This is a genomic window from Bradyrhizobium sp. SZCCHNPS1003 (genome assembly GCF_032381555.1).
GTDB lineage: Bacteria > Pseudomonadota > Alphaproteobacteria > Rhizobiales > Xanthobacteraceae > Bradyrhizobium.
Genome location: NZ_JAUHIU010000011.1, coordinates 220001 through 245721, shown reverse-complemented (window position 1 = coordinate 245721; position 25721 = coordinate 220001). Strand labels below are relative to the sequence as shown.

The following is a 25721-nucleotide window of genomic DNA, read 5'->3' as shown; positions in this document are numbered from 1 at the left end:
GCCCGTCACGGGCGCAGATAGGCGTATCCACTCTGCTGCAGCTCGGTGAGACGCACGACGCCGCCCTTCTCCGCCACCGCGAAGCCTGGCAAGAGATCGTCGAGCTTCACGCCTTGCGCCTTCATGGTGTTGGCACAGGCCTCGAAGCCGACGCCGGCCTTCATGAGGCGCTCGGCCAGAGCCGAGATGGTCTGGTCGGCCGAAATCGCATGAAAGGCCCGCAAGCCCGGACCGTGGATCACCAGGCGAATGTCTGCGCGTCCAGGTCCTCCGGTGCCATCGACGTGATTCTGGAGGTTGCCGAGAACGAACAGGGCGCGGTCCTGATCGGCGAGATGATAGGCGACGCGCTGGCGCGGAGACTCCGTCGCCGCGCGTGCGCGGCTGACACCGAAGATTCCAAACACACTGGCAAGACCAGCTTGCATCAAAGATCGACGTTCCATGGTGACTCCTAACGCGTGGCTGCAATGAATCCTGCGATGCGATCAGCGGCATCCTCGGCGGCGAGATCGCGAAAGAAGTGATCTGCGTCGTCAATCGTCTCCAATCGGACACGGCTGCCGGCGCGTGACGCCAGCGGCGCGAACGACGCTGCCACGTCCGGTACCGTCTTGTCTTGCGCTGCCGCAAGCACCAGAACCGGCAGGCTCACGTCGGCGATCAGCGCCGCCGTATCCTGGCGCCGGTCGGCGCGATAGAATGCTGCGAATGCGCGCGCCGTCACCTTGGCATCGCGGCAATAGATGAAGCCCGGCACCGACATCCAATCACCGCCGCGCCCGGCGGCGATCGCGGCCTCAGCCTTGTCGAGCAGCGGCGCCAATCGCTGACCGTAGCTCTCCGCATAGGCGTCTCTCAAGCCGGTCTCGATGCTCGCCGTCGCCGGCGCCAGCAGGATCACACCGTCGATCGCGGCCTTGGGATTGGCGACCAGATAGCGCGCGAGCTGATTGGCGCCGCGCGAATGTCCGAGCACGAAGACGTGCGACGAGGTCTCGCGCGCTTCGCTCAGCCAGGCGGCGATCTCGGCGATCGCATCGTCAGGCGCATAGTCATGGGGCTTGGCGCAATCGTACATGCCGGTGCGGCGATCGAGGCCGAGCACGAGATTGTGCGCGAGCGAGGCGATGCCCCGCTCGGCCAACGCCTTGGACAGACCCTGGATGGTCTCCATGTCCTTGTGCGCGAGCGTGCCGTGCGTCATCAGCACCAGCGGCACATCCGGTCCCGACTGCGCCGGCAGCCGGAGCGTGCCGAGCGCCGTACGCCCGCCGATCGCGAGCTCGCGCGGCTCCTCGGCCGCGAAGGCGATCGACGCAATGAACGAGAGGACGAGAGCCAGCCACCACCGCATCGCAAATTCCTTCAGGGACGCACGATCGTCCAGTTCTTCTCGGACAGCTCCAGCAGGGTCGCGACCCCGGTCTTGACGACAGTGACGCCGTCGAGCAGAGGCGGCTGCCGTCCCTCCTTGCTCGCGAGCGTCTCCAAGGTGTTGCCGCAGGCGATGAAGCTCACATTGGGCATCGACTTGGCGAAGCCGAGCACCCGCTCCTTCACCGGCGAGCGGTCGGCCAGCAACATGTCGAGGCCGCCATTGAAGGCGACGATCACGATCTCGACCTCCGCGCCCTCGCCCGAATAGTGGCGGGAGACATTCGCGGCCACGTCGAGCACCGCACGCATCTTGGCCGGATCCTCGTCGCTGATCTGCAACGCGAGCCTGTGTGGCTCGGCTGCAGTGGCGATGGACGCAACCCCGCTTCCGGCCAGGGCGACGGATGCGGCCGCCAACAGCATCTGGCGGCGGCTGCATCCGGCAATCCTCACTCGACGCCTCGCGGCTTGCCGTCCTTGTCTTCCGGCGTGACGTCGACCGCTGTCGCGCGTCCGGTGATCTTGACCGGCGCGATGCAGTTCTTCATGCACGGATCCTTCTGCCAGAACGCCTTCTCGCTCGTGCTCCGGTCATCCATGATGAACCCGCCCTCGTTCGGCATCTTGATCGTGGCGAGATTGCTGTTGCTCAACTCGAAGTTCTGATCGGTGATCACGTCGTTCAGATAGAGCACATAGGCAACCAGCGCGTAGTACTCGTCGACCTTCAGCGACTGCGGGCTGCCGAACGGCATCGCGTGGCGGACGTAGTCGAACAGCGTCGAGGCGTAGGGCCAGTAGGAGCCGACCGTCTTGACCGGATTGTCTGATGTCAGCGATCCCTTGCCGCCGGCGAGCACCGGCCAGCGGCCGGCACCCTCGCCGAATTCGCCATGGCAGCTGGCGCAATTGTCCATGAACAGCTTCTCGCCCTGGGCGACGGTGCCCTTGCCGACTGGCAGCCCCTGCCCGTCCGGACGCACGTCGATGTCCCAGCCGCGGATCTCCTCGGCGCTCGGCGCGCGGCCGATGTTGAAGCGCTGCGGCGGCTTGGCCTCGGTTTTGGCCTCGGTCTTCTCGCTCGGACCGCCGGCGAATGCCACCGAGCCCGCAAGTGTTGCCAGCGCCGCAGCGGCAATGATGAGCTTAGGCGACCTCGACATTCTCGACCTCACCGTTTGCCTGCACGTGCCAGGTCTGGATGCCATTGTTGTGATAGATGGAGTTGTAGCCGCGGACCTTGCGCAGCTCGGCCTTGGACGGCTGGACGTAGCCGGTCTCGTCCTGCACCCGCGACTGCAGCAGCAGCGGCTCGCCGTTCCAGTCGAACTCGTAGTAGAAGCGGGTCAGCGCCTTGTCGAGCACCGGGCCGTCGATCCGCGCCGGCCACCAGTTGCGACCGCCATCGAGCGACACGTCGACGCGCCTGACCTTGCCGTTGCCCGACCACGCCAGTCCCGAGACGATCGTAAAGCCCTTGCCATGCTTGATCGGCGCCTGCGGGCTCGGGCTGGTGATCACCGACTTGGCATCCATCGCCCAGGTGAAGCGCCGCGCCTTGCCGTTCGGCAAAAGGTCCGTGTACTTCGAGGTTTCCTCGCGGGTGTGCCAGGGCTGGTCGCCGACCTTGATGCGGCGCAGCCATTTGACCCAGAGATTGCCCTGCCATCCCGGCACGACCAGGCGCATCGGATAGCCTTGCTCGGGATACAGCGCCTCGCCATTCATCTTGTAGGCAATGATGCAGTCGTCGAGCGCCTTCTCGATCGGCAGGCTGCGATCCATCGACGCGGAGTCGGCGCCCTCCACCAACAGCCATTTGCCGTTGGTCTTGACGCCGGCCTCCTCCAGCAGCGTGCGCAGCGAGACGCCGGTGTACTGCACGCAGTGGATCATGCCATGCGTGAACTGGCAGCCATTGAGCTGGGCGCCGCGCCACTCCATGCCGGAGTTGGCCGCGCATTCCATGAAGTGGATGCGGTTGACGCGCGGGTAGCGCTTGAGCTCGTCGAGCGTCAGCAGCAGCGGTCGCTCGACCAGGCCATGGATCATCAGCCGGTGATCGGCCGGATCGACGTCGGCCACGCCGCCGTGATGGCGTTCGAAGCACAGCCCGTTCGGCGTGATGATGCCTTCGAGCTCATGCAGCGGCGTGAAGCTGACCGAGGATTCGCGCGAAGCCGTCAGCCATTCGACGTCGCGGCGGACGACGTCCTTCTCGAACTTCGACGGCTTGCCGTAGGGGCGCACAGCGACGCCCTCGCCGAGGGTGCGCGTCCATTCCGGCACGTTCGGCGGCTGGTTGGCCGGATTGCCGGCGCCGGCACGCGCCTGCGAGGCCAGCGCCGTGGCGGCAAGACCGCCGGCGGCAGTCAGGAAACCACGGCGCGACGCGCGTGGGGCTGAGGGAAGTAGTTTGTCCTTGGACATCGTCGTCACACTCCGGAGACTTTGACGGCCCGGTTGGGCTCGAGACGAACGGTTTTCTGGCGCTGCAGATAGCTCGACACGACCTCCCAGATCGGCGGCCCCTGCGTGCCCTCGTTGACGCTGGCCCAGCCCGCGACCTGATACTCGCGCGTCGGATCGATCGCGGCCCCGTTCTTGATCAGGCGCATGTCGGAGATGCGCTGCCCCTGCGGCTTGTTGACGTCGATGGCGTAGGACATGCCGCCGATGCGGACCATATCGCCGCCCTGCTGGTAGTAGGGGTCGACGTTGAACAGGTTGTCGGCGACGTCCTCGATGATCTCCTTCAGCCGCGTGCCGGTCATGCCCATGCGATAGACGGCCGGATAGGTGATCGCGGTGGCGTTGGTGACGTCCTCGAAGGTGATGTCCTGGCCCGGCATCACGCTGGTGCCCCAGCGGAAGCCCGGCGACAGCGCGATCTCCGCATCGCGCTCCTGCAGCAGCGCCTGGCAGATGAGGTCGTCGAACGTGCCGTTGAAATTGCCGCGGCGATACAGCAGCGTCTCGGTCCGGCCCAGCGGGCGGGCGAGATCGGCGGCAAACGGCTTGCGCACCTCGGCGATCTTGGCCGCCATCGCCGGATCCGGCGTGATCACGTCGGAGAACAGCGGGATCAGCTTGTAACGATAGCCCTTCACCTCGCCGTCCTTGACGTCGAGATCGAGCCGCGAGACGAACTTGCCGGAGGAGCCCGACGCGATCAGCAGCGTCTTGCCGACCTTCACGGCCTCAGGCAGCGCATCATGGGTGTGACCCGTGAGAATGACGTCGAGACCCTTGACGCGGCTGGCCAGCTTGCGGTCGACGTCGAAGCCGTTGTGCGACAGCAGCACCACGAGGCCGGCGCCGTCCTTGCGCGCCTTGTCGACCTGGGTCTGAACATCCTCCTCGCGCACGCCGAACGACCAGTTCGGAATCATCCAGCGGGGATTGGCGACCGGCGTATACGGGAAGGCCTGGCCGAGCACCGCGATCTTGACGCCGCCGCGCTCGATCATCGTCGAGGCTTCGAACGCCGGCTCGTTCCATTCGGTGTCGCGGATGTTGAGGCCGAGGAACGGAAAGCCGAGGCCATCGACCGCCTGCTTGACGCGCTCGGTGCCGTAGGTGAACTCCCAATGCCCCGTCATCGCATCCGGCTTCAGCAGCGCCATGCAGTCGATCATGTCCTGGCCGCGGGTCTTCAGCGACGACCATGATCCCTGCCAGGTGTCACCGCCATCGAGCAGCACGACCTTGTCGCCGCGCTCGGCGCGGATGGCCTTGATGACGGTGGCGGCGCGGTCGAGCCCGCCGATCCGCCCGTAGGTCTTGGCGAGCGCCTCGAAATCCTCCGAGGTCAGCGCATAGGCCGACGACGAGCCCGGCGCGATGCCGAAGCGGGCGAGGAAATCCTTGCCGGTGACATGCGGCGGCTGGCCCTTGGCGTCACCGACGCCGAGATTGGTCGACGGCTCGCGGAAATACAGCGGCATCAGCTGGCCGTGGATGTCGGTGACATGCACCAAGGTGACGTTGCCGACCGGATCGAACGCCAGCAGCTCCTTCTCGGTCAGCTTCTGCTGAGCAAAGGCGCGGGTCGCACCCGCAAGACCGGAGCCACCCGTCAAGGCAGCCGCCGCCAATGCGACCTGAACGAATTCGCGACGCGATATCATGATGTATCTTCCTTGTGTCCGCGACTAGTTGCGGACCGACGGTGTCTCGACGGGCAGCCCGATGCCGCGCCAGGCGACGTAGACTTCGAGCGCGAGGAACTCGTCCGACAGCGGCTTGTAAGGCACGCCGCGAACGTCGAACATGCAGCCCTCGAACCGTTCATGCAGCGGGATCAGGCGCTGATCGCGCAGCCGGTAGGTCGGAAAGCCGTTGGTCTGGCCTTGGCTCAGAAAATCGGCGCGCATGAACTTGCCGTTGTTCTTCTCGTGGCAGGACGCGCAGGCAAGATCGAGCTGCCCGACCCGCGTATAGTAGATCTCCTTGCCCTTCTCGAACCATGGCGACATCGGACCGTCGGTCTTCACCGCCACCGGCATGCCGCGCGACTGGTAGCGGACGAACGCCGTCATGTCCGTCAGTTCCTTCGACTTGAAGGCCCAGGGCTGCGCCTTCATGTGCTCGGTACGGCAGATGTTGATCTGCTGCTCGAGATTGACCGGCTTGTTGAGCTTATCGCTCCATTTGGGCATGGCGGCGCCGACGCCCTTCATGGTCTTTTCCGCCTCGCCATGGCAGCTCATGCACGACTTGCCTTCGCTGCCGTCGACCGTCTTCCAGACGTCGGCGGCCCGCTCCACCGCGAGGAAGCCGGGATTCTCCAGGTCGTCATCCTGGAGCGCGCGCGTTTCCTTGGTGCGGAACTGATAGCCCGAGATGATGGTCTTGAAGACGTGACCGGGAGGCGCCGGAATGCCCTTCCGTTCGACCTCCTGGCCGAACGTCGCGGCTGCCGACAGGGCCAGCGCGGCCGAAGCCAGGACGGCGAGAGAACCGTAGCGAATGGACATCCGTCACTCCTCCTAGCGATCACACGCGGCCGATCAGGCCTTCAACGCGATCTTCTCTTCGGCCGTCACGACTGAGCCATCGTCATCCGTCCATGCGAACTTGAACGTGCCTTCCTCGTCGATCCTTGCGTCGAACTGGATGTACGGGTTGGCGGAGATCGCCGGCTCCAGCGCGCAGGAGAACACCGGCTTGCCGTTGAACTCGCATGTGAACTTGTTGATGATCTTGCGTGGGATCGGCTTACCCTGCGCATCCTTGCGCTGACCCGATTCCATCAGATGCGAGACCAGCGTCTTGATCTGGATGATCTCGCCCTTCTTGGCTTCCTTCGGAAGCTTGATGCGCGGCTTGTCTGCCATGTTCGTCTCTCCCCTGTCTCAGCCGCCGCAGCCGCCGATGGTGACCTTGACGGTCTTACGCTCCGTGAAGAGCGAGCCGTCGCTCATCTTCGCGACCGCGATCACGTTCTGGGTCTGCGCCAGACGGATGCGGATCGATGCCTCGGCCTTGCCGGACATCGGCGTGAACATCAGCGTGGCGACGCCGGCATTCGGATTGCCGTCGGCCACGAACAGCACTTCCTTGACGTAGTTCTCGGCGGTCATCGGGCTTTCGACCGAGAGCGCGAGCGGCACGGTGTTGCCGTTCTCCGCGATCTCAGGCAGATCGAGCGTGATCTTGCCCTTGGCCGCTTCCTTGCCGCCGGTGAACTTCTTGATCATCTCGGCCGCGTCGTTGCTCGGCTCGGCGTTGGCGGCCATCGGCAGCACCGTCAGGGCGACGAAACCGCCGCCGAGAAGGAACGCCTGTCGTCTGTTGATTGCGCCCATGCATCATCCTCCAGAGGCGGTTATTTCAATGTTTCGAGAAAGGCGACGACGTCCTCGACCTGCGCGGCGGTGAGGACGGGTTTGCCGACGAACTCCGGCCTGACGCGATTGAGTCCGTCGTTCTTGTAGAAGGCGGGCATCACCGTATCGGTGAAGATGCGCTTGGGATCGGCGACGATCAGGCGCAATTGCGCCGTGTTGTAGCGGGTCGGGACGCCGTCGAGCGACGGACCGAACTCACCGTGAAACTCTTCGGACTTCAGCGACGACACCTGATGGCAGGCGAGACAATTGCCCAGCGTCCGCGTCAAGAACACCTTCTTGCCGGCATCGGCATTGCCGGGCGCACCCGTCAGCGATTTCGGAATGGCATAGTCGACGACATCGAGCCTGATCGGCTCGTCACCTCGCGCGGCTGCCGACAGCAACACGCAGAGCAAGGCGGCCGGAATCAAACGGCGCATGTTTCCACCCTGACCGACGAGGCGTCCCCTCGCCTTACGATGACATGACGGACTTACGATCCATCATATTCAAGAATTATGATTTGATAATGTGATCGGTGTCAAGCGTATTTCGATGCCGCAGTGCACTCAACCCTTGGTCGAAGCGAGATAGTCGCGGAATGTGCCGCGCTCATAGGCCTTGTCGCGCACGAAGCGGAACATTGCGAGGAAATGCGGCGGCTTGAGATAGCCCGGCGCGCGAGCCACCTCGCGCGCGAGCGGCTCCTTCGCAGAGACGCCCTCGGCCGATGGCGGAAAGAACTGGAACGTCGGCGTGAAGCGGATCGCGTAACGCTCGGCGAGCTCCTTCTCGGTGAACTCCTTGCCGTCGAAGTCGATCACCTTGCGCGCGCCGAGCAGGTTGAGCTGCAGCACTTCGAAATTGGCACGGATGTAGTCCGTGATCTCTTGATCGGCAAAGTTCACCAGATGCGTCTCGCGGCAATACGGGCAGCCGCGCAGCTCCCACATGATCGCAAGCCGCTTGCCTTCCGACGCCGCGCTTTCGAGATCCTCGCGCAGGTCCAGGAAGCTGTTGAGAAACCAGGACTGGTGATAGAGCCCGTCGTCGCCGAGCGCCGCGTCGGCCTGCGCCGGCGCTGACGCCAGGCCGACGGCCGCCGCGGCAGGCAGCAGCGCAACCAGATCGCGCCGTGTCATCGTCCGGTTCGTCGTCATCAGCCTGCTCGCGCGCTTTGCCAAGTCCACTTTGCCAAGTCCACGGAATTTCGATACATGATATTCGAATAACAGAATGTGAAAAGGACATTCGATGCTGCGCCGCGTCATCATGCTGTCGCTCGTGCTGTCATGCCTCACGCATGGCGTCCGTGGGCACGCCGAAGAGAACGCGGATGTTGCTGCCTTCATGCGCTCGGCGATGGCCAGCCTGCGCACAGCCGCGAGCTATGGCCGCACCGGCAATGTGGGCCTGGCGCAGATCGAGCTCGACGACGCCCGGATCGCCTGGGCCAGGCTCAGCCGGCTCGCCGAGCGCTCCAATGCGCCCTATTCGGCCAAATCCTTTGCAGAGCTGATCGCCACCGGAAACGATCGCCTGAAGCAGGCGGACGAAGCGCTGACCGCAGGTGACGGCGCGCGCGCTGCGGCGGCCATTGCCGCGTTGCGCCGGTCGCTTCACGCCCTGAGGCAGGACGCCGGCGTGGTCGAGCTCAGCGATTGCGTGTTCGAGCTGTCACCCGTCATGGACGCGTTGCGCAACGCAGCTGCGCGGTTCGCAGCGGGCAAGGCCGAGCCCGGCGAGGTCGTCCAGGCCGGCACAGCGCTGCGCGACCGGCTGCAACGCTGCAACGGCCTCGCCGCGCCCGACGTGGCGCGCCAGGCCGAATTCCGCCGCCTGATCGACGGCGCCACGACGAGTGCCGGCGAGATCGGCCGCGCTGCGCGCGAGAGCGACGCCGGCCTGGTGCATCGCTATGAGATCGAGCTGCAGTCCTTCGTCAATCTATTGGACTTCCGCTTCGGCTGATCAGCCGATGGTGGCGAGCGACGGAAAGCGCTCGAAGATCCATTCCGACATCCGCGGGATCACGCCGGCGAGAAAGGCCGCGCCGGTCAGGACGAGAAAGCCGCCCATCGTCTTCTCGACCAGGGGGAGATGCGGCTTGATGCCCTTGAGCATGGTCATGAACTGCCCTGTGAAGGCCGCGGCGATCAGGAACGGGATGCCGGTCCCGACCGAGTAGGCGGCGAGCAGCAGCGCGCCCTTGCCGACCGTCGCCTCCGCGCCTGCCATCATCAGCACGGCGGCAAGGACCGGCCCCGCACACGGCGTCCAGCCGAAGGCGAAGGCAAGTCCCATCACGAACGCACCGAGCAGACCGGCCGGCTTGCTTCCGACGTCGATCGTCGCGCTCCGGTACAGCAGCGGAATCCGGAGCACCCCGAGGAAATGCAGCCCCATCGTGATGATGACGAGGCCGGCGAGGATGCCGAGCTGGCTGAGATGGCCGGCGATGAATCGCCCGAACACCGAGGCGGTGGCGCCAAGACCGACGAACACCAGCGAAAAACCGCCGACGAAGCACAGCGCCGTCAGCACCGTCCGCCGCCGCTGGGCCATGCTGGTTTCGCCGATCGCGTCGGCCGCCGAGACGCCGGCCATGTAGCACAGGAACGGCGGGACCAGCGGCAGAATGCACGGTGACAGAAACGACAACAGACCCGCGGCCAGCGCGGCCCCCAGCGTGACGTCGAGATCCATCTTTCCTCCCGGTCGGCCAGCGCTACGTGCCCGGCCTGCCGGGCAGGATTCGGAAATCGCGCACTAGTACATATTCGAATTTAATGATAGATTGACCGACAAGTCCAGAGAGGATCTCGGCATGTCCAGCAGAAGTGCATCGCGCGGATTCGCAACGCTCGCAGGGGCGGTGGTGACCGGCATTTGCCTCTCGGCCCCGGCGTTTGCCTCCGAGCTCGTGATGTTCGAACGTCCGGGCTGCGGCTGGTGCGCCCGCTTCAACGCAGAAATCGGTCCGATCTATGCCAAGACCGACGAAGGGCGCGCGCTGCCGCTGCGACGGGTCGACCTTGCCAAGCCGCTGCCGACGGATCTTTCCGGCATCGATCCGGGAGCGTTCACCCCGACCTTCGTGGTGGTCGAGCAGGGCCGCGAGATCGGACGCATCCGCGGTTATCCCGGCGATGCGTTCTTCTTTGGGCTGCTCGGCCGCATAATGAATGCTACAAGCGGGGCTCCGGCCCGCTCCTGACGCCAACCGAGGGATTCAGAATTCATGCCGCTGCCGAAGTTGAAGGACATCGAAACCTCTGCCGAGCTCGAGCAGATGATCGAGAAGGCGCGGGAAGCCAGCGAGATGCTGAAGGCGCTGTCCCACGAGTCCCGACTTTTGCTGCTCTGCATCCTCGCCGAAGGCGAAAAATCCGTCACCGAGCTCGAGCAGTTCCTGGGCGAGCGGCAGTCGACCGTCTCGCAGCAGCTCGCCCGTCTCAGGCTCGACCGGCTGGTCACGACGCGGCGCGAGGGCAAGACGATCTACTACAGCCTTGCGAGCGAAGATGTCCGCAAGATCCTGACGGCGATCTACGACGTCTATTGCGAGCCGGTCCGCAAGCGCCGCCGCTGAGAGGTTGGCCCTCGCGGTCTCGGGCTTCGCATCGGCGCGCCCTGTAGCGGCGCGAGAGGTCTGGCGTCCCCGCCGTTCCTGGCGCACAATGCCAGGAAGCCAACGAGGATGTCGGAGAGGAATGCTCAGCCCATCAGCACTGACGTTCATGTGTGGGCTGCTCGCGGGCGCCGTTCTCGGCGTCGCCGGTCGCGCCGGCCGCTTCTGTACGCTCGCGATGCTGGAGGACGCGTTCTTCGGCGCCGATACCCGACGACTCAAATCCTTCGCGCTGGCGGCCGCGGTCGCGCTGGTCGCAACCCAGTTGCTCGCCAGCTTCGGCCTGATCGACCTGTCGCGCTCGATCTACTTGACGTCGTCCATTCCGCTCGGCGGCGCCATTCTCGGCGGCCTGTCGTTCGGCATCGGGATGGCCCTGGTCGGCACCTGCGGCTTCGGAACGCTGGTCCGTATCGGCGGCGGTGATCTGCGCGCCATCGTCGTGTTTCTGGTGCTGGGCGTGTCAGCCCTGGCCGCGATGCGCGGGCTCACGGGATTCCTGCGCATCTCGCTGATCGAGCCGCTCTCCATACGCCTGCCCGAAACGATGACCCAGGGCATGGATGTGCTGCTGTCGCCCGCACTTGGCTCATATGCGCGGCCGGCAACCGTTTCCGTCGCAGCGGTCGCGCTCGCGGCCTGGGCATTGGCCGACGGGCGCCTCGTGAGATCGCCGCGCCTGCTGCTCTCCGGCCTCGCCGTAGGCTGTGCGGTGGCGTTCGGCTGGTTCGCCACCAGCTGGCTCGGCAATGACGATTTCGATCCGGCGCGCGTGGCATCCCTGACCTTCGTTGCCCCGCTCGGCAATACCGTGCTCTACATCGCCACGCTTTCGGGCAGCCGGGCCGATTTTGCGATCGGCTCCGTCGCCGGCGTGATCCTGGGCTCGTTCGTCGCGGCAATGTTTTCGCGCGTCTTCCGCTGGGAAGCCTGCGATGACGCGCGCGAGCTGAAGCGTCACATGACCGGCGCGCTGCTGATGGGCACCGGCGGCATCATGTCGATGGGCTGCACGATCGGACAGGGCCTGTCGGCATTCTCGACGCTGGCGGTCTCGGCGCCGTTGACGATGCTGGCGATCACCTGCGGCGCACGGCTCGGCCTCGAATACACCATGACCGGAGAATGGCGCCCCGCCGTGCGCAATCTGTTGCGTCTGACATCGTGACGGTGGCTGCGCTCTCGCAATGCGCAAGCTTGCCCCCACGCCAGGGCAATGGCGTTGTACCGCAGGCAGACGGATTGTGGATTTCGCCGTTGCCTCAATACTTCAGTTCAACGCGAGCTACGTAGAATTGTCCTCCGGCTCACACGGTCGTGTGCGCGCCGTCCTGGTGATAATCCCCGGATCTTCCGATGCCACGCTTCATGGGGAGACGGCACTGTCCTCAGCTGCACAGCAGCTCACAGGGAGGACGCGGCACAAACCAAAACTCCCGCAGCCTCGTCGGCTACGGGAGTTTCGGTCTCAGTGGTTGCGGGGATAGGATTTGAACCTATGACCTTCAGGTTATGAGCCTGACGAGCTACCGGGCTGCTCCACCCCGCGTTAACTTGTGCGTCACCTTCAGAGAAGCGCCGGGCGGTCCTGGCAGACGCCTGAGGCGCTGCCGATCCATCCCAAAGGCTTCCTGAGAAGGCTTGAGCCCGCCGGCCGGGTCGGCCATCGGGTGCGGGCGGTATGTACCAATGCGAGGCCGGTTTGGAAAGGGCTTTCCGCAAGTTTTTTTGCCGGATTGTGACACCGCCCGCTACGAGCCTCGTTGCTCGAATTACATCGATAATCCAATCTCTTATGAGATCGGCCTGTTTGCCCGCCAGCATGAGGCGCACGGCCCAGGCTGGGAACGACGACAAAGTTCCTCGAAGGGCGGCGGCAGGGATCGACGAACCACACACCCGCCAAACGGCTTGGCTCTACGCTATCGCCAGGCGGCGCAAAACCGATGCCGTGCTTGCCAAGGGTTCCGCAACGCGGCAGCTTTAAGCCAACCAGAATGACGGCCCTGCACGCGGCCGCGGTACACGCGAGGAGACGTCCATGGACCAGTCCCTGAAGAGCCCAGCCCTCTCGGCGCTCGACGACGCGTTCCACGCGCAGGTCGAGGCCTCCCGCAATGCGCCTCCACCCGCCCTCGCGGCGCGGCTGGACGGCCTGAAGCGGCTGCGAGCGATGCTGTCGGACAACGAGAAGCGCCTGGAGCAGGCGATCTCGGCCGATTTCGGCCACCGCTGCGCCGTCGAGACCACGATCGCCGAGACGCTGTTCCTGCAGGCCGAGATCAGGCACACGCTCAAGGTGCTGCCGCGCTGGATGGCGCCGCGGCGCATCGCCACCGCGCTGCAGTTCTGGCCGGCGCGCAACCGCCTGATTCCGCAGCCGCTCGGCGTGGTCGGCATCATCGCGCCGTGGAATTACCCGCTGCAGCTCACGCTGGCGCCGGCAATCGGCGCGCTCGCCGCCGGCAACCGGGTCATGATCAAGCCGAGCGAACTGACGCCGCACTTCTCGGCGCTGCTCAAGGAGCTGATCGCGGCGAATTTCGACCCGGCCCAGCTCACCGTCACCGGCATCGACAACGGCATCGCGGAGGCCTTTGCGGCGCTGCCCTTCGATCATCTCGTCTTCACCGGCTCGACCCGCGTCGGCCGCATCGTCGCTGAGGCCGCCGGACGCAACTTGACCCCGGTGACGCTCGAGCTCGGCGGCAAGTCACCGACCATCGTCGACGTCTCCGCCGACATCGACGAAGCCGCGGAGCGCATCGCCTATGCCAAGCTGCTCAACGCCGGCCAGACCTGCATCGCGCCGGACTACGTGTTCGTGCCCGAGCCGCAACGCGACGCATTCGCGGGCAAGCTGCACCGGCAGATGCTGCAGATGTTCGGCACCAACCCGGCCAATGCCGATTACACGTCGATCATCTCCGAGCGGCACTATGCCCGGCTGGAAGGATTGCTGCGCGATGCGATCGCGCGCGGCGCCAAGACGCTGAGCACGACCAGTCCGGAAGATCCGGCCTGGAAGAAGCTGCGGAAATTTCCACCGACCGTCGTGGTCGGTGCAACCCCGGACATGGCGATCATGCAGGAGGAGATCTTCGGTCCCCTGCTGCCCATCATGACCTATCGCCAGTCCGACGAGGTGATCCGCCACATCAACGCCCACGACCGGCCGCTCGCGCTGTACTGGTTCGGCACTGACGCTGCGGCCCGTGATACGGTGCTGGCGCGCACCGTCTCCGGCGGCGTCACCATCAACGACTGCCTGCTGCATTTTGCGCAGATGAACCAGCCGATGGGCGGCGTCGGCGCCTCCGGCATCGGCCACTATCACGGCGAATGGGGCTTCAACAGCTTCAGCAAGCTGAAGCCGGTATTCTACCGCTCGCCCTTCAACCGCATGAAGGATCTCTATCCTCCCTACGGCGCCAGCATCGCACGAATCGAAAAGCTGCTGCGATTCCTGTCCTAGCCACACCAATCGTCATTCCGGGGCGCGCAAAGTGCGAACCCGGAACCCCGAGATGATGGGGTGCAAGCCTAACCCAATGGTTTCGCCAGCTGCGCGCGGCGCCGCCCTTGGAATGACATTCAAACAACAAGCAAGACAACATCAGGGAGAGATGCGTGACGGACGAGGTCGATTTCATCGTTGTGGGCGGCGGCAGCGGCGGCGCAACGGTTGCTGGCCGCTTGTCGGAAGATCCGGCGACATCCGTGGCGCTGCTCGACGCCGGGGGACGCAACGACAACTGGATCGTGACCACGCCCTACATGCTGTTCCTGATGGTCGCGGGGCCCGTGAACAACTGGTCCTTCACCACGGTGCCGCAGAAGGGCCTGGACGGGCGCATCGGCTATCAGCCGCGCGGCCGCGGGCTCGGCGGCTCCTCGGCGATCAACGCCATGGTCTACATCCGCGGCCACCGCGCCGACTACGATCATTGGGCTGCACTCGGCAATACCGGGTGGTCGTATGACGACGTACTGCCCTACTTCAAGCGCTCCGAGAACAATGCCGAGTTCGACGGCGAGTATCATGGCCGATCGGGACCGCTGCCCGTCAACCGGCTGCGGACCGACAATCCCGTGCACGAGATTTTCCTCCAGGCCGCGCGCGAAGCGCAGTTTCCGATCCGCGACGACTTCAATGCCGAGACGCAGGAAGGGCTCGGGCTCTATCAAGTCACGCAAGCCAATGGCGAGCGCTGGAGCGCGGCGCGGGCCTACATCCAGCCGCATCTCGGCAGCCGCAGCAACCTGCGAGTCGAAACATCGGCGCATGCCTCGATGATCCTGTTCGAGGGCAAGCGCGCGGTCGGCGTGAAGTATCGCCAGGGCAAGGAGGTCAAGGAGATCCGCTGCCGGCGCGAAGTGATCCTCGCCTCCGGCGCGTTCCAGACCCCGCAATTGCTGATGCTGTCAGGCGTCGGCGACGCAACTGCACTGGCGCGGCTCGGCATCGCCAGCGTCCACCATCTGCCGGGTGTCGGACAGAACCTGCAGGACCATCCGGATTTCATCTTCGCCCACACCTCCGACAACCCCAACTTCTCTTCCCTGTCGCCGAAAGGCCTGCGTCGGCTGCTGGCGGGCATCGGCCAATATCGCCGCGAGCGCCGCGGCGTCCTGACCTCGAACTTCGCCGAATGCGGCGGCTTCCTGAAGACGCGGCCCGATCTCGACATCCCCGACATCCAGCTGCATTTCGGCATGGCCGTCACCGACGATCACGGCCGCAAGCGCCACGGCAATGGCTTCTCCTGCCATTTCTGTCTGCTCCGGCCGAAGAGCCGCGGCATGGTCGGCTTGAAGAATGCCGATCCGCTCGCCGCGCCGCTGATCGATCCCAACTTCCTGGGCGAGGCCGAGGATCTCGAGACCATGGTGGCCGGCTACAAGACGACGCAGCGGCTGATGCAGACGCCGGCGATGCGCAGCCTCGGCAAGCGCGACCTGTTCACGTCGGACGTCAGGACCGACGACGACATTCGCGCCGTCCTGCGCGCCCGCGTCGATACGGTCTACCATCCTGTCGGCACCTGCAGGATGGGCGTCGACGATCCACTCGCCGTCGTCGATCCCAAGTTGAAGGTGCACGGTCTCTCCGGCCTGCGCGTGGTCGATGCCTCGATCATGCCGACCCTGATCGGCGGCAACACCAATGCGCCGACCATCATGATCGGCGAGAAGGCCGCCGACATGATCAGGAGCGAGCTGAAAGGCTGAGTCCGCTTGCCATCGAGGGATATCAACCTGCGGATCAGCAGGGCCTCACGTCAGTAGGAAGCCGCCGTCCACGGTGACAACGCTGCCGGTCATGTAGCGCGAGGCGCTGGACGCCAGCAGCAGGATTGCGCCGTCGAGATCGCTCTCATGGCCGACGCGCCGCTGCGGGATGCGCTTGATCAGCTTCTCGCCCGCAGGCGTCTCCCAGACGTCGTGATTGATGTCGGTGTCGATATAGCCGGGCGCCAGTGCGTTGACGCGGATGCCGCTCGCCGCAAACTCCAGCGCTAGCGCCTTGGTCGCCTGCACCACGCCGGCCTTGGAGATCGCATAAGGCGAGATGAACTTGACGACGCTGAAGCCGAGCACCGAGGCGATGTTGATGATGTTGCCGCCGGCCTTGCGCGCCGTCATGCGCCGCGCCGCTTCGGTTGCGGCGAAATAGGCGCCCTTCAGATTGGCGCCGATCACGGCGTCCCAATCCGCCTCGCTCTGCTCGACCGCGAGCTTCTCCACCGCGATGCCGGCGTTGTTGATCAGCACCGTGACGGGCCCGAGCGCGGCTTCGGCGACATCCATGCCCCTGGCGATCGACGCCGTGCTCGTCACGTCCATCTCGACCGCGGCGGCGCGACCACCCCTCGCCCTGATCTCCTCCTCCAACGCCTTGAGCTTGCCGGTCTGGCGCGCCGCGAGCGCAACGGCGGCGCCATGCGCCGATAGAACCCGTGCGAACTGCCGGCCGAGTCCCTGGCTCGCGCCGGTGATCAGGATCACCTCGCGGCTGACATCGAACAGGTCGGACATGGTCCCTCCCACAGTTTCCTCATTTGTTGCAGCGCATTGATACAGACGATTTGAAGCAGCGCAAACCGGAATCGTTTACCGGGCCCGGCCTACAACCGCGGCGGAGCAACCATGAACGCTTTCGACCTCGCCGCTTGTGCCGCACTGATGGTTGCCGTCTACAGCGGCTTCTCGACCGGGCTGTTGCGCAGCGCCATCACGATTCTGGCCTACCTGCTCGCGATGCCGCTGGCGATGGGCGCTGTCGCGGCGATGAGCCCGCAACTGCGCGACATGCACGGGACTCCGCTGGCACAGAACTGGCTGCAGTTCTTCGCCGCCTTCGTCGTCATCGGCATGGCGCTGGGCAAGATCGGCCGCATCCTGCTCGACGAGGCGATCGGTTCCGAAGCCGGCTTCGGCGACCGGCTCGGCGGCGCTCTGCTGGGCGCAGTGCGCACCGGCATGGTCGCGACCACGCTGGTGCTGGTGTTCGACAGGATCGTTCCCCCCGAGCGTCAGCCGCGCTTCCTCGAGGGATCACGCCTGCGGCCGATGCTCTCGCTCGCAGGCGCAAAAGGCTTCCGCTCGCTGCCTCCGGAGGTCGCAAGCCTGATCGACCGGCTGAAGCAGGAACGGCGCATCTGACGGACACGGCGGCGCCGCCTCTCCCGTCATAGCGAGCCATGCAATTCGGCACAGGCCGGCTGCTCTTATCAGCGGCAATTCGGTTGGCTAGAATGCGCCCATCTTCCTTCCAGCCTCACTGACATATCGGAGTGATCAATCGTGGATCTCGGGATCAAGGGCCGCCGCGCCATCGTCTGCGCCTCCAGCAAGGGCTTGGGCCGCGCCTGCGCCATCGCGCTCGCCAATGAGGGCGTGCATGTCACGATCACGGCGCGCGGCGCCGAAGTGCTGGCGAAGACCGCGGCCGAGATCCGCGCGGCCAATCCTGGCGTCACCGTGACGGAAGTGGCGGGCGACATCACCACGCCCGAGGGCCGCGCCGCCGTGCTGAAGGCCTGCCCGGATCCGGACATCCTGATCAACAATGCCGGCGGCCCGCCGCCCGGCGATTTTCGCAACTGGACCCGCGACGACTGGATCAAGGCGCTCGACGCCAACATGCTGACGCCGATCGAGCTGATCAAGGCGACCGTCGACGGCATGATGGCGCGCAAATTCGGCCGCATCGTCAACATCACCTCGGCCGCGGTGAAGGCGCCGATCGACATCCTCGGCCTCTCCAACGGCGCCCGCGCCGGCCTCACCGGCTTCGTCGCCGGCCTGTCGCGCAAGACCGTGATCAACAACGTCACCATCAACGCGCTGCTGCCGGGGCCGTTCGAGACCGACCGCCTGCTCTCGACGGCAAAGGGCGAAGCCGAGAAGCGCGGTGTCACGCCGGAGCAGATCCTCGCCGACCGCGCCAAGACGAACCCTGCAGGTCGCTTCGGCGATCCCGAGGAATTTGGACTCGCCTGCGCCTTCCTGTGCGGCGCCAAGGCCGGCTACATCACCGGCCAGAACATCCTGCTCGACGGCGGCGCCTTCCCAGGCACGCTGTAAGACAGACTTCCTTGGGCGGTCTGGCGCGGAAACCTGCTACGCCAACCCCGGGCTTTCACCTCGCCCCGCTTGCGGGGAGAGGTCGGATTGCATCGCAAGATGCAATCCGGGTGAGGGGGGCTCTCCCGCGAACGCGGGTGTCTGTGGAGAATCCTCCTCACCCAACCCTCTCCCCGCAAGCGGGGCGAGGGAGCGCAGTGCCGGCGCAACAGGAATTCGAATCCAACTAATAAAGCTGTGAGTTCTGTTTGCCATCCGCGCTATGAATACAGCGACTCTACCTTTCCGAACGACCTACCGCTTCGTGGTCTCGTCCTCGTCGCGCTGGCTCGGGCTCGACGAATCCGCCGTGGTGCGGCCTTCCGTCCAGTCGATGCCGAAGGCGTCGAGACCTTCCGCAAGCAGATCGCCCAGCATCGGCTCGCCCAGCAGATAGCGCGCGGTGTGGCGGTCGCGCTGGCCGGCGGCCTCGCGGCGCAGATCGTCCCACTCGTCGATATCGCCGTCGCCGCGGCCGAGCCGCATCAAGGCGACGAGATCGGTCTGCTCGTCCTCGGTCATCGCGTTGATGAAACCGGTGATCTCGCGCACCACAGGATCATCGCCGCTATCCTGGAGCACGTCGACCATGTCGTCATCGACGGCATTCGAGCCGGATTCCTCATCGGTCGCCTGCTCCTTGACGTCGAACTCGCGCGCCTTTTCGATCAGGAAGGCGACCTTCTCGGGCGATATCGTCAGCTCTGGCATGGCGTTCTCCTCATGGACGGAATGCAGCAACGCTTGTTCCGGGCAGTTGATCCATTGCGCCGGAATAAGCCACGCGGCATCGTGACCGGCATCAAGAATACGACGAGGAAGCGCGCATGTCTTGGACGATCGGCCGGGTCAGGATCACCAAATTCGTCGAGCTGGAGACTGTCGGCGGCACCCGCTTCATCCTGCCGCAGGCAACGCCCGAGGCGATCCGCGAGCTGTCCTGGCTCGCGCCCGATTTTGCGACCGATGAAGGCCGGCTGAAGATGTCGATCCACACCCTGGTGCTGGAAACACCGACGATGCGGATCGTGGTCGACACCGGGCTCGGCAACGACAAGCAGGGCCGCAGCGTGCCAATGTGGAACAACCGCGCGACACCGTTCCTGGAGACGATGAGCGCTGCTGGCCTCCCGCCTGAGAGCATCGACATGGTGATCTGCACCCACCTCCATGTCGACCATGTCGGATGGAATACGCGGCTGATCGACGGCCGCTGGGTCCCGACCTTTGCCAATGCGCGCTACGTCTTCGGCCGCAGCGAATATGAGCATTGGCGCGATCACAGCGAGGCCGCCGACGAGACCGCGACCTTCGCCGATTCCGTGCAGCCGATCGTTGCGGCCGGACGTGCGGAGCTGGTCGGAAGCGAGGCTGTGATCACCGACGAGATCACGCTGATCCCGACGCCGGGCCACAGCCCCGGTCATGTCGGCCTGCACATCCGCTCGGATGGCGCGCAGGCCCTGCTCACCGGGGACGTCGCCCATCATCCCTGCCAGATGGCGCATCTCGATTGGAGCTCGACGGTCGATTCCGATCCGGCGCAGGCGATCGCGACCCGGCGGGCGCTGTTCTCGCGTTTTGCCGACACTGAGACGCTGGTGATCGGCGGCCATTTCCATGCCGGCCATATCCGGCGGGACGGCGCCGCTTTCCGCTTCGAGGCATTACAGGGCAGCGGCGACGCATAGCCCGCGAGGTTGAATTTCCTCCCGCCATGCTCCATGACAGGGCTCTGGAATACCAGGGAATTGAGGGAGAGAAACCAATGAAGCTTGTTCGCTACGGCGAGAAGGGCGCGGAAAAGCCGGGCCTGATCGACGCATCCGGCCAGTTGCGCGACCTGTCGGCGCATGTGAAGGACCTCGACGGCGCTGCCTATGCGCCGGAGTCCCTGAAGAAGCTCGCCGCGCTCGATCCGGCCTCCCTGCCCGCCGTCGCCGGCAAGCCGCGGCTCGGCGCCCCCGTCACCGGCATCTCGAAATTCGTGGCGATCGGTCTCAATTACTCCGACCATGCCAAGGAGACCGGCAACCCGATTCCGGCCGAGCCGATCTTCTTCCTGAAAGCCAACACCGCGCTGTGCGGCCCCTATGATCAGGTCGAGAAGCCGCGTGGCTCGACCAAGCTCGACTGGGAGGTCGAGATCGCCGCCATCATCGGCACCCGCGCCAAATACGTCTCTGAGGCGGAGGCGCTGAACCACATCGCCGGCTACACGATCTGCAACGACATCTCCGAGCGCAACTTCCAGATCGAGCGGCTTGGCCAGTGGACCAAGGGCAAGTCGCACGACACGTTCGGCCCGGTCGGCCCGTGGCTCGTCACCAAGGACGAGATTCCAGACGTGCAGAACCTGTCGATGTGGCTCGACGTCAACGGCCAGCGCCGCCAGACCGGCACCACCGCGACGATGATCTTCTCGATGGCGAAGTGCATCTCCTACGTCTCGCAGTTCATGACCCTGCTGCCCGGCGACATCGTCACCACGGGCACGCCTCCGGGTGTCGGCATGGGCATGAAGCCGCCGACCTTCCTCAACGTCGGCGACGTCGTCACGCTCGGCATCGAGCGCCTCGGCGAGCAGCGCCAGGAGATCATCGAGGCGTAAGGCGCGATATCGACTTGTGAGTCATTCCGGGATGGCGCGTAGCGCCAGACCCGGAATCTCGAGATTCCGGGTTCGATGCTTCGCATCGCCCCGGAATGACCAGCCAGAGGACACTACCGATGAAACTCACCTTCTCGCCCGCCTCGCCGTTCGCCCGCAAGGTGCGCATCGCCGCCATCGAGCTCGGGCTGATCGACAAGATCGAATTCATGGCCGCAGCGGTGACGCCGGGCCAGGCCAATGAGGAGTATTCGAAGATCACGCCGCTGAAGAAGCTGCCGGTGCTGATCCTCGACAACGGCGACGTGATCCTGGATTCCTATGTGATCGTCGAGTATCTCGACGAGCTCGCCGGCGGCAACAAGCTCATTCCGGCATCGGGTCCCTCGCGCTGGAAGGTGAAGAGCGAGCATTCGATGCTGCAGGGCATGCTCGATTCGATGCTGTTGTGCCGCTACGAGGCGATGGTGCGCCCGGAGGGCCTGCGCTGGCAGGCGTGGTCCGACGACCACTGGAACAGAGCCTGGATGGGCATGGCGCGCTTCAATGCGCAGCCCGACTTGATGACGCGCCCGTTCGACATCGTCTCGATCGGACTCATCTGCGTGCTCGGCTATGCTGATTTCCGGTTTGCGGATTGCGGCTGGCGCAAGGCGTTTCCGACGCTCGACGCGTTCCACAACAAGATGCTGGAGCGGGAATCGGTGAAGGTCTCGGTGCCGCCGGCGGCTTGATCGCCGAACAGGAGCTGACGTGACGCTGACATTCTCGGTTGCAGACACGACCATTCATCGCATCATCGAGCAGGAAACCACGTTCCTGCCGGCGCGCGAGATGTTTCCGGAGCTGACGCCGGAGATGCTGGCAGCGGAACGCAGCGCGCTGCAGGCGGCCGGTGCCCTCGATGCGCAGGACACTCTGATCCTGTGCTTTCAGTCCTACGTGGTGAGGACGCCTCACCACACCATCCTGATCGACAGCTGCATCGGCAACGACAAGCCGCGCGCGCGGCCGGTCTGGAACATGAAGACCGACGACACCTACATGCGGGCGCTTGCGACTGCGGGCGTGTCGGTCGACGACATCGACGTCGTGATGTGCACCCATCTGCACACCGATCATGTCGGCTGGAACACGCGGCTCGACAACGGCCGCTGGGTGCCGACCTTTCCGAATGCGCGCTACGTCTTCGCGCAGCGCGAATATGATTACTGGGTGGCGCAGAACGCCAAGGCCGAGGTGCCTCCATTCGCCGACAGCGTGCTGCCGGTGGTCGAGGCCAAGCGCGCCGACATCGTGAAGGATGGATTCGCGATCGGCGATCACGTCCGCCTGCTGCCGACGCCGGGGCACACGCCCGGCCATGTCGCGGTCGCCGTCGGCAAGGGCAAGGACGACGCGGTGTTCTCCGGCGACCTGATGCACTCGCCGCTGCAGCTTGGGCTTCCCGAGCTGTCACCGAAATTCGACGTCGATCCGGCGCAGGCCGCAGCGACGCGGCGCACCTTTCTCGATCGCTATTGCGACACGGCGACGCTGTGCTGCACGGCCCATTTTCCCTCGCCCTCGGTCGGGCGCATCAGGCGCAAGGGCGACGGCTTCGTCCGCGAGACCGTGTAACGCTCGCAGATCTCAGTCGACGATGAACAGCTTGGCGCCTTTCGGCGTAAAGGACCGATGGGCAGCGTCACCGAAGTCGGAGACTTGGTAGCTCATGCCCGCCGACAGAGTGAACCTGCGACCATCCTTGAGCTCGCTCTCGAGCTCGCCTTCCGTCACCAGCAGGATGTGGCCGCGATCGCACCAATGATCGGCAAGATAGCCCGGCGTGTACTCGACCTGCCGCACCCGGATGTCGCCGATCATCAGCGTCCGCCAATAGGCCGTGCCCTGCTCTCCCGGATGCTCGGTCACGGGAACGGCCGACCAGTCGGTCACGGTGAAGGGAAGGGTCGGAATTTTCATCGGCGCGCTCTGCTCGGAGATGGGTTGGCGGGGTCGAGACCGCGCCACCGCATAGAGCGAACCGCGCTGGAGATCAAACCCGCCTTCCAGTAGCGTTCTGCCGTCAATCGAACAGGCTGGGCGTATGGTTCACCGCAGCGCCCTCGATCGCCAGCATCCTCAGCTTGGTGTCGACGCCACCATTGGCGGAGAAGCCGCCCGGCTTGTTGCCGGCCGCGAGCACGCGATGGCATGGCACCACGATGGGACACGGGTTGCGGCCCAGTGCCTGACCGACCTCGCGCGACAACTCGACGCCGCCGAGCTGTTTGGCGATGTCGCCATAGGTCAGGGTCCGGCCCGGCGGGATCCGGCGCGCGATGTCGTAGACGCCGCGCTGGAATGCGCTGACGCCGTCGAGATCGAGAGCCACGTCGGTGAGATCATCCGGCTCTCCGGCCAGTAGCGCCTTGACGCGGGTGATGACGCGCTGCACATGCGCCGGCGGCTCATCCTCGCCGATGCCCGGGTGGCGCTGCTGCATCCGGGTCCGGGTCTGCGCGACGCCGCCCATCGGCAGTTGCACCGCGTTGATTCCGCGCGGTCCCCAGGCGATCGCGCAAGTGCCGATCGCGGTCTCGAAAAGTGCGTAGAAGTGGTCAGACATGGCGGGCTCCATCGTCGATCTGCCCCGTATCATCTGCCAGTCAAAATAGGCTTGGAGAATGTTGCGATCCACCCGGATTCTGCCAATGTCGACAGCGGAAGCACAGTGACGCCCATCGGCAGGCCGAGAGGATGGGAGCACGACGCAGAGGCAGCCCGGTGCAAAGAGCGGGAGCCCCGTCCGAGGAAGCCAAGGCGAGGGAGAAGGACATGAAGCTGACCCCGGAGCAGATTGCATTCTTCAACCGCGAGGGCTGGCTGTTCCTGCCCGAGCTGTTCAGCCCGGAGGAGACCGCGTTCCTCGCCCACGAGGCGGAGGCGATCTACGCCGCCAACAGGCCCGAGGTCTGGCGCGAAAGGAGCGGCGCGCCGCGCACGGCGTTTGCCGCCCATCTCTACAACGACGCCTTCCGCGTGCTCGCGGCGCATCCGCGCATGATCGAGCCGATCGAGCAGATCTTCGGCGAGAAGGTCTACATGCATCAGTTCAAGATCAACGCCAAATCGGCCTTCACCGGCGATGTCTGGCAATGGCACCAGGACTACGGCACCTGGAAGCGCGACGACGGCATGCCGGAACCGCGCGCGATGAACATCGCGATCTTCCTCGACGAGGTCATGCCGATCAACGGCCCCTTGATGCTGGTGCCGCGCAGCCAGCATGCCGGCGACCTCGAGGCGTCGCACGATCTCGCGACGACGTCCTATCCATTGTGGACCTTGGACGAGGCGACGGTGACGCGGCTGGTCGCGGAAGGCGGCATCGTCGCGCCAACCGGAAAGCCGGGTGGCATGCTGATGTTCCACGGCAATCTTGTGCACGGCTCGGCCGGCAACATCACACCCTATCCGCGCAAGATCGTGTACCTCACGCTCAACGCCGTCTCGAACCATATCCGCAGCCCGACGCGGCCGGAGTACATCGCGCATCGCGACTTCACGCCGATCGAGACGGTGCCGGACGATGCGCTGCTACAACTGGCGCGGGCGCATCGCGAAGCGGCGGAGTAGAGCACAGCACTCGCCACGAAAAATGTCGTCATGCCCGGGCTTGACCCGGCCATCCATCAATCAGGACGACGGCCCCCGTTGGGGATGGATGGCCGGGTCAAGCCCGGCCATGACGGGGAAACTGATAGCCGCCCTACCGCGCCTCCAAGAAACGCTGGAATTCTCCAATGAACCTCCACGCCCTCCTCCAAGCGCGCAATGCCTCCGGCAAGCCCGTCCGCGTGGCACTGATCGGCGCCGGCAAATTCGGCTCGATGTTTCTGGCGCAGGTACCGCATGTCGCGGGCCTCGAGGTCCCCGTCATCATCGACCTCGATCCCGAGCGCGCCCGCGACGCGTGCCGGACGGTCGGCTGGAGCGCCGAGCTGATCGCGCGCACGAATTTCAGCCCCGATGGTTCGAAGGCGACGGGTGACGGCGTTGACGTCGTTGTCGAAGCGACCGGCAATCCTGCTGCCGGCATCCGCCATGCGCGCGCCGCGATCAAGGCTGGCAAGCACATCGTGATGGTCAATGTCGAGGCCGACGTGCTGGCCGGGCCGCTTCTTGCGGAAGAGGCGCGCAAGGCGGGCGTGGTCTATTCGCTGGCCTATGGCGACCAGCCGGCGCTGACAGCCGAACTCGTCGACTGGGCACGCGCGACCGGCTTCCACGTGGTCGCGGCCGGCAAGGGCACGAAATATCTGCCGGCCTATCACGACGTGACGCCGGACGGCGTCTGGCAGCATTACGGGCTGACGGCGGGCGAAGCACAGTCTGCCGGCATGAACCCGCAGATGTTCAATTCCTTCCTCGACGGCACCAAGTCGGCCATCGAGATGGCCGCGATCGCCAACGCGACCGGGCTCGACGTGCCCACGGACGGACTGCTGTTTCCACCCTGCGGTGTCGATGATCTGCCCCATGTCCTGCGCCCGCGCGACCGCGGCGGCGTGCTGGAACGATCGGGCATGGTCGAAGTGGTGTCATCGCTGGAACGCGACGGACGGCCGGTGTTTCGCGATCTGCGCTGGGG

The 25721-nt window shown here is 65.2% G+C and carries 30 protein-coding genes and 1 tRNA gene (1 of these 31 cut by a window edge); 14 read left to right on the top strand and 17 right to left on the bottom strand.

Annotated elements, in window-relative coordinates; all coding sequences use genetic code 11:
* Positions 1-5 precede the first annotated feature (5 nt).
* From QX126_RS20085 to QX126_RS20035, 11 genes are all read right to left on the bottom strand, one after another.
* Positions 6-446 (bottom strand): DsrE family protein, encoded by a 441-nt coding sequence (locus QX126_RS20085; RefSeq protein ID WP_409997641.1) that lies wholly within the window; start codon positions 444-446, stop codon positions 6-8.
* 8 nt (positions 447-454) lie between these two features.
* Complete coding sequence (locus QX126_RS20080; protein WP_315783129.1) at positions 455-1357, bottom strand: alpha/beta hydrolase; 903 nt, start codon at positions 1355-1357, stop codon at positions 455-457.
* An 11-nt stretch (positions 1358-1368) separates the two neighbouring features.
* Complete coding sequence (locus QX126_RS20075; RefSeq protein ID WP_315718331.1) at positions 1369-1803, bottom strand: hypothetical protein; 435 nt, start codon at positions 1801-1803, stop codon at positions 1369-1371.
* A gap of 26 nt (positions 1804-1829) precedes the next feature.
* Complete coding sequence (locus tag QX126_RS20070) at positions 1830-2588, bottom strand: cytochrome c (RefSeq protein WP_315778329.1); 759 nt, start codon at positions 2586-2588, stop codon at positions 1830-1832.
* Positions 2527-3810: a sulfite dehydrogenase gene (gene soxC / locus QX126_RS20065; protein ID WP_315778328.1), complete on the bottom strand. Its 1284-nt coding sequence runs from the start codon at positions 3808-3810 to the stop codon at positions 2527-2529. The genes QX126_RS20070 and soxC overlap by 62 nt, the downstream gene beginning before the upstream one ends.
* 5 nt (positions 3811-3815) lie before the next feature.
* The gene (soxB, locus tag QX126_RS20060) at positions 3816-5510 is read right to left on the bottom strand and encodes a thiosulfohydrolase SoxB (RefSeq protein ID WP_315783127.1); all 1695 of its coding nucleotides are present in this window, start codon (positions 5508-5510) and stop codon (positions 3816-3818) included.
* 24 nt (positions 5511-5534) lie between these two features.
* Positions 5535-6359, bottom strand: coding sequence for a sulfur oxidation c-type cytochrome SoxA (gene soxA / locus QX126_RS20055; RefSeq protein WP_315736273.1), 825 nt, complete (start codon positions 6357-6359; stop codon positions 5535-5537).
* A 33-nt stretch (positions 6360-6392) separates the two neighbouring features.
* Entirely contained in the window at positions 6393-6719 is a 327-nt protein-coding gene (gene soxZ / locus QX126_RS20050) for a thiosulfate oxidation carrier complex protein SoxZ (RefSeq protein WP_315718309.1), read from the bottom strand.
* An 18-nt stretch (positions 6720-6737) separates the two neighbouring features.
* Complete coding sequence (soxY, locus tag QX126_RS20045; RefSeq protein WP_315718310.1) at positions 6738-7190, bottom strand: thiosulfate oxidation carrier protein SoxY; 453 nt, start codon at positions 7188-7190, stop codon at positions 6738-6740.
* Positions 7191-7210: 20 nt separating this feature from the next.
* Positions 7211-7654 carry a sulfur oxidation c-type cytochrome SoxX gene (gene soxX, locus QX126_RS20040; protein ID WP_315772266.1) on the bottom strand — a complete coding sequence of 148 codons (444 nt, stop codon included), beginning with the start codon at positions 7652-7654 and terminating at the stop codon, positions 7211-7213.
* A gap of 129 nt (positions 7655-7783) precedes the next feature.
* Complete coding sequence (locus QX126_RS20035; protein ID WP_315783125.1) at positions 7784-8374, bottom strand: thioredoxin family protein; 591 nt, start codon at positions 8372-8374, stop codon at positions 7784-7786.
* Positions 8375-8468: 94 nt separating this feature from the next.
* Here QX126_RS20035 and QX126_RS20030 point away from each other — a divergent pair, with 94 nt between their 5' ends.
* Positions 8469-9185 (top strand): hypothetical protein, encoded by a 717-nt coding sequence (locus QX126_RS20030; RefSeq protein WP_315736269.1) that lies wholly within the window; start codon positions 8469-8471, stop codon positions 9183-9185.
* Here the strand turns inward: QX126_RS20030 and QX126_RS20025 are convergent, their stop codons facing one another.
* Entirely contained in the window at positions 9186-9920 is a 735-nt protein-coding gene (locus QX126_RS20025) for a cytochrome c biogenesis CcdA family protein (RefSeq protein ID WP_315778323.1), read from the bottom strand.
* A 121-nt stretch (positions 9921-10041) separates the two neighbouring features.
* Between QX126_RS20025 and QX126_RS20020 the strand changes: the two genes are divergently transcribed.
* The 3 genes from QX126_RS20020 to QX126_RS20010 all read left to right on the top strand — a co-directional run bounded on the left by QX126_RS20020 (position 10042) and on the right by QX126_RS20010 (position 12013).
* A complete protein-coding gene (locus QX126_RS20020; protein ID WP_315778339.1) occupies positions 10042-10431 on the top strand; it encodes a thioredoxin in 390 nt (129 codons plus the stop codon).
* Positions 10432-10455: 24 nt separating this feature from the next.
* Positions 10456-10806: a metalloregulator ArsR/SmtB family transcription factor gene (locus QX126_RS20015; RefSeq protein WP_315718315.1), complete on the top strand. Its 351-nt coding sequence runs from the start codon at positions 10456-10458 to the stop codon at positions 10804-10806.
* Positions 10807-10927: 121 nt separating this feature from the next.
* Positions 10928-12013, top strand: a complete 1086-nt coding sequence (locus QX126_RS20010) for a YeeE/YedE family protein (RefSeq protein WP_315783122.1) — start codon at positions 10928-10930, stop codon at positions 12011-12013.
* 304 nt (positions 12014-12317) lie between these two features.
* Here the strand turns inward: QX126_RS20010 and QX126_RS20005 are convergent.
* A tRNA-Met gene (locus QX126_RS20005) sits at positions 12318-12394 on the bottom strand.
* Between the two features lie 492 nt (positions 12395-12886).
* Here QX126_RS20005 and QX126_RS20000 point away from each other — a divergent pair.
* Positions 12887-14320: a coniferyl aldehyde dehydrogenase gene (locus QX126_RS20000; RefSeq protein ID WP_315783120.1), complete on the top strand. Its 1434-nt coding sequence runs from the start codon at positions 12887-12889 to the stop codon at positions 14318-14320.
* 155 nt (positions 14321-14475) lie between these two features.
* A complete protein-coding gene (locus QX126_RS19995; protein WP_315783118.1) occupies positions 14476-16077 on the top strand; it encodes a GMC family oxidoreductase in 1602 nt (533 codons plus the stop codon).
* A 45-nt stretch (positions 16078-16122) separates the two neighbouring features.
* On the opposite strand, the gene QX126_RS19990 is transcribed toward QX126_RS19995, so the two are convergent.
* Entirely contained in the window at positions 16123-16884 is a 762-nt protein-coding gene (locus QX126_RS19990) for an SDR family oxidoreductase (RefSeq protein WP_315783116.1), read from the bottom strand.
* Positions 16885-16995: 111 nt separating this feature from the next.
* Between QX126_RS19990 and QX126_RS19985 the strand changes: the two genes are divergently transcribed.
* Both QX126_RS19985 and QX126_RS19980 read left to right on the top strand, forming a co-directional pair.
* Positions 16996-17511 (top strand): CvpA family protein, encoded by a 516-nt coding sequence (locus QX126_RS19985; RefSeq protein WP_315783115.1) that lies wholly within the window; start codon positions 16996-16998, stop codon positions 17509-17511.
* 141 nt (positions 17512-17652) lie between these two features.
* Positions 17653-18435, top strand: coding sequence for an SDR family oxidoreductase (locus tag QX126_RS19980; RefSeq protein WP_315753786.1), 783 nt, complete (start codon positions 17653-17655; stop codon positions 18433-18435).
* A gap of 294 nt (positions 18436-18729) precedes the next feature.
* Here QX126_RS19980 and QX126_RS19975 read toward each other — a convergent pair whose 3' ends face one another.
* Positions 18730-19185, bottom strand: a complete 456-nt coding sequence (locus tag QX126_RS19975; RefSeq protein WP_315736261.1) for a DUF3775 domain-containing protein — start codon at positions 19183-19185, stop codon at positions 18730-18732.
* A 116-nt stretch (positions 19186-19301) separates the two neighbouring features.
* Between QX126_RS19975 and QX126_RS19970 the strand changes: the two genes are divergently transcribed.
* From QX126_RS19970 to QX126_RS19955, 4 genes are all read left to right on the top strand, one after another.
* Complete coding sequence (locus QX126_RS19970; RefSeq protein ID WP_315783113.1) at positions 19302-20165, top strand: MBL fold metallo-hydrolase; 864 nt, start codon at positions 19302-19304, stop codon at positions 20163-20165.
* A gap of 77 nt (positions 20166-20242) precedes the next feature.
* The gene (locus QX126_RS19965; protein ID WP_315783112.1) at positions 20243-21085 is read left to right on the top strand and encodes a fumarylacetoacetate hydrolase family protein; all 843 of its coding nucleotides are present in this window, start codon (positions 20243-20245) and stop codon (positions 21083-21085) included.
* A 119-nt stretch (positions 21086-21204) separates the two neighbouring features.
* Positions 21205-21819, top strand: coding sequence for a glutathione S-transferase family protein (locus QX126_RS19960; protein ID WP_315778313.1), 615 nt, complete (start codon positions 21205-21207; stop codon positions 21817-21819).
* Positions 21820-21838: 19 nt separating this feature from the next.
* A complete protein-coding gene (locus QX126_RS19955) occupies positions 21839-22705 on the top strand; it encodes an MBL fold metallo-hydrolase (RefSeq protein WP_315783111.1) in 867 nt (288 codons plus the stop codon).
* A gap of 12 nt (positions 22706-22717) precedes the next feature.
* On the opposite strand, the gene QX126_RS19950 is transcribed toward QX126_RS19955, so the two are convergent.
* Together QX126_RS19950 and QX126_RS19945 are read right to left on the bottom strand one after the other, a co-directional pair.
* Entirely contained in the window at positions 22718-23050 is a 333-nt protein-coding gene (locus QX126_RS19950) for a DHCW motif cupin fold protein (protein ID WP_315778311.1), read from the bottom strand.
* Positions 23051-23153: 103 nt separating this feature from the next.
* Complete coding sequence (locus tag QX126_RS19945) at positions 23154-23696, bottom strand: methylated-DNA--[protein]-cysteine S-methyltransferase (RefSeq protein WP_315736256.1); 543 nt, start codon at positions 23694-23696, stop codon at positions 23154-23156.
* Between the two features lie 209 nt (positions 23697-23905).
* Here QX126_RS19945 and QX126_RS19940 point away from each other — a divergent pair, with 209 nt between their 5' ends.
* Positions 23906-24706, top strand: coding sequence for a phytanoyl-CoA dioxygenase family protein (locus QX126_RS19940; RefSeq protein WP_315778310.1), 801 nt, complete (start codon positions 23906-23908; stop codon positions 24704-24706).
* 167 nt (positions 24707-24873) lie between these two features.
* Positions 24874-25721: the 5' portion of an NAD(P)H-dependent oxidoreductase gene (locus QX126_RS19935; RefSeq protein ID WP_315783109.1), read on the top strand. Its footprint extends 460 nt past the window's final position; 848 of the gene's 1308 nt are visible here — the first part of the coding sequence; its start codon is at positions 24874-24876; the stop codon falls past the right edge of the window.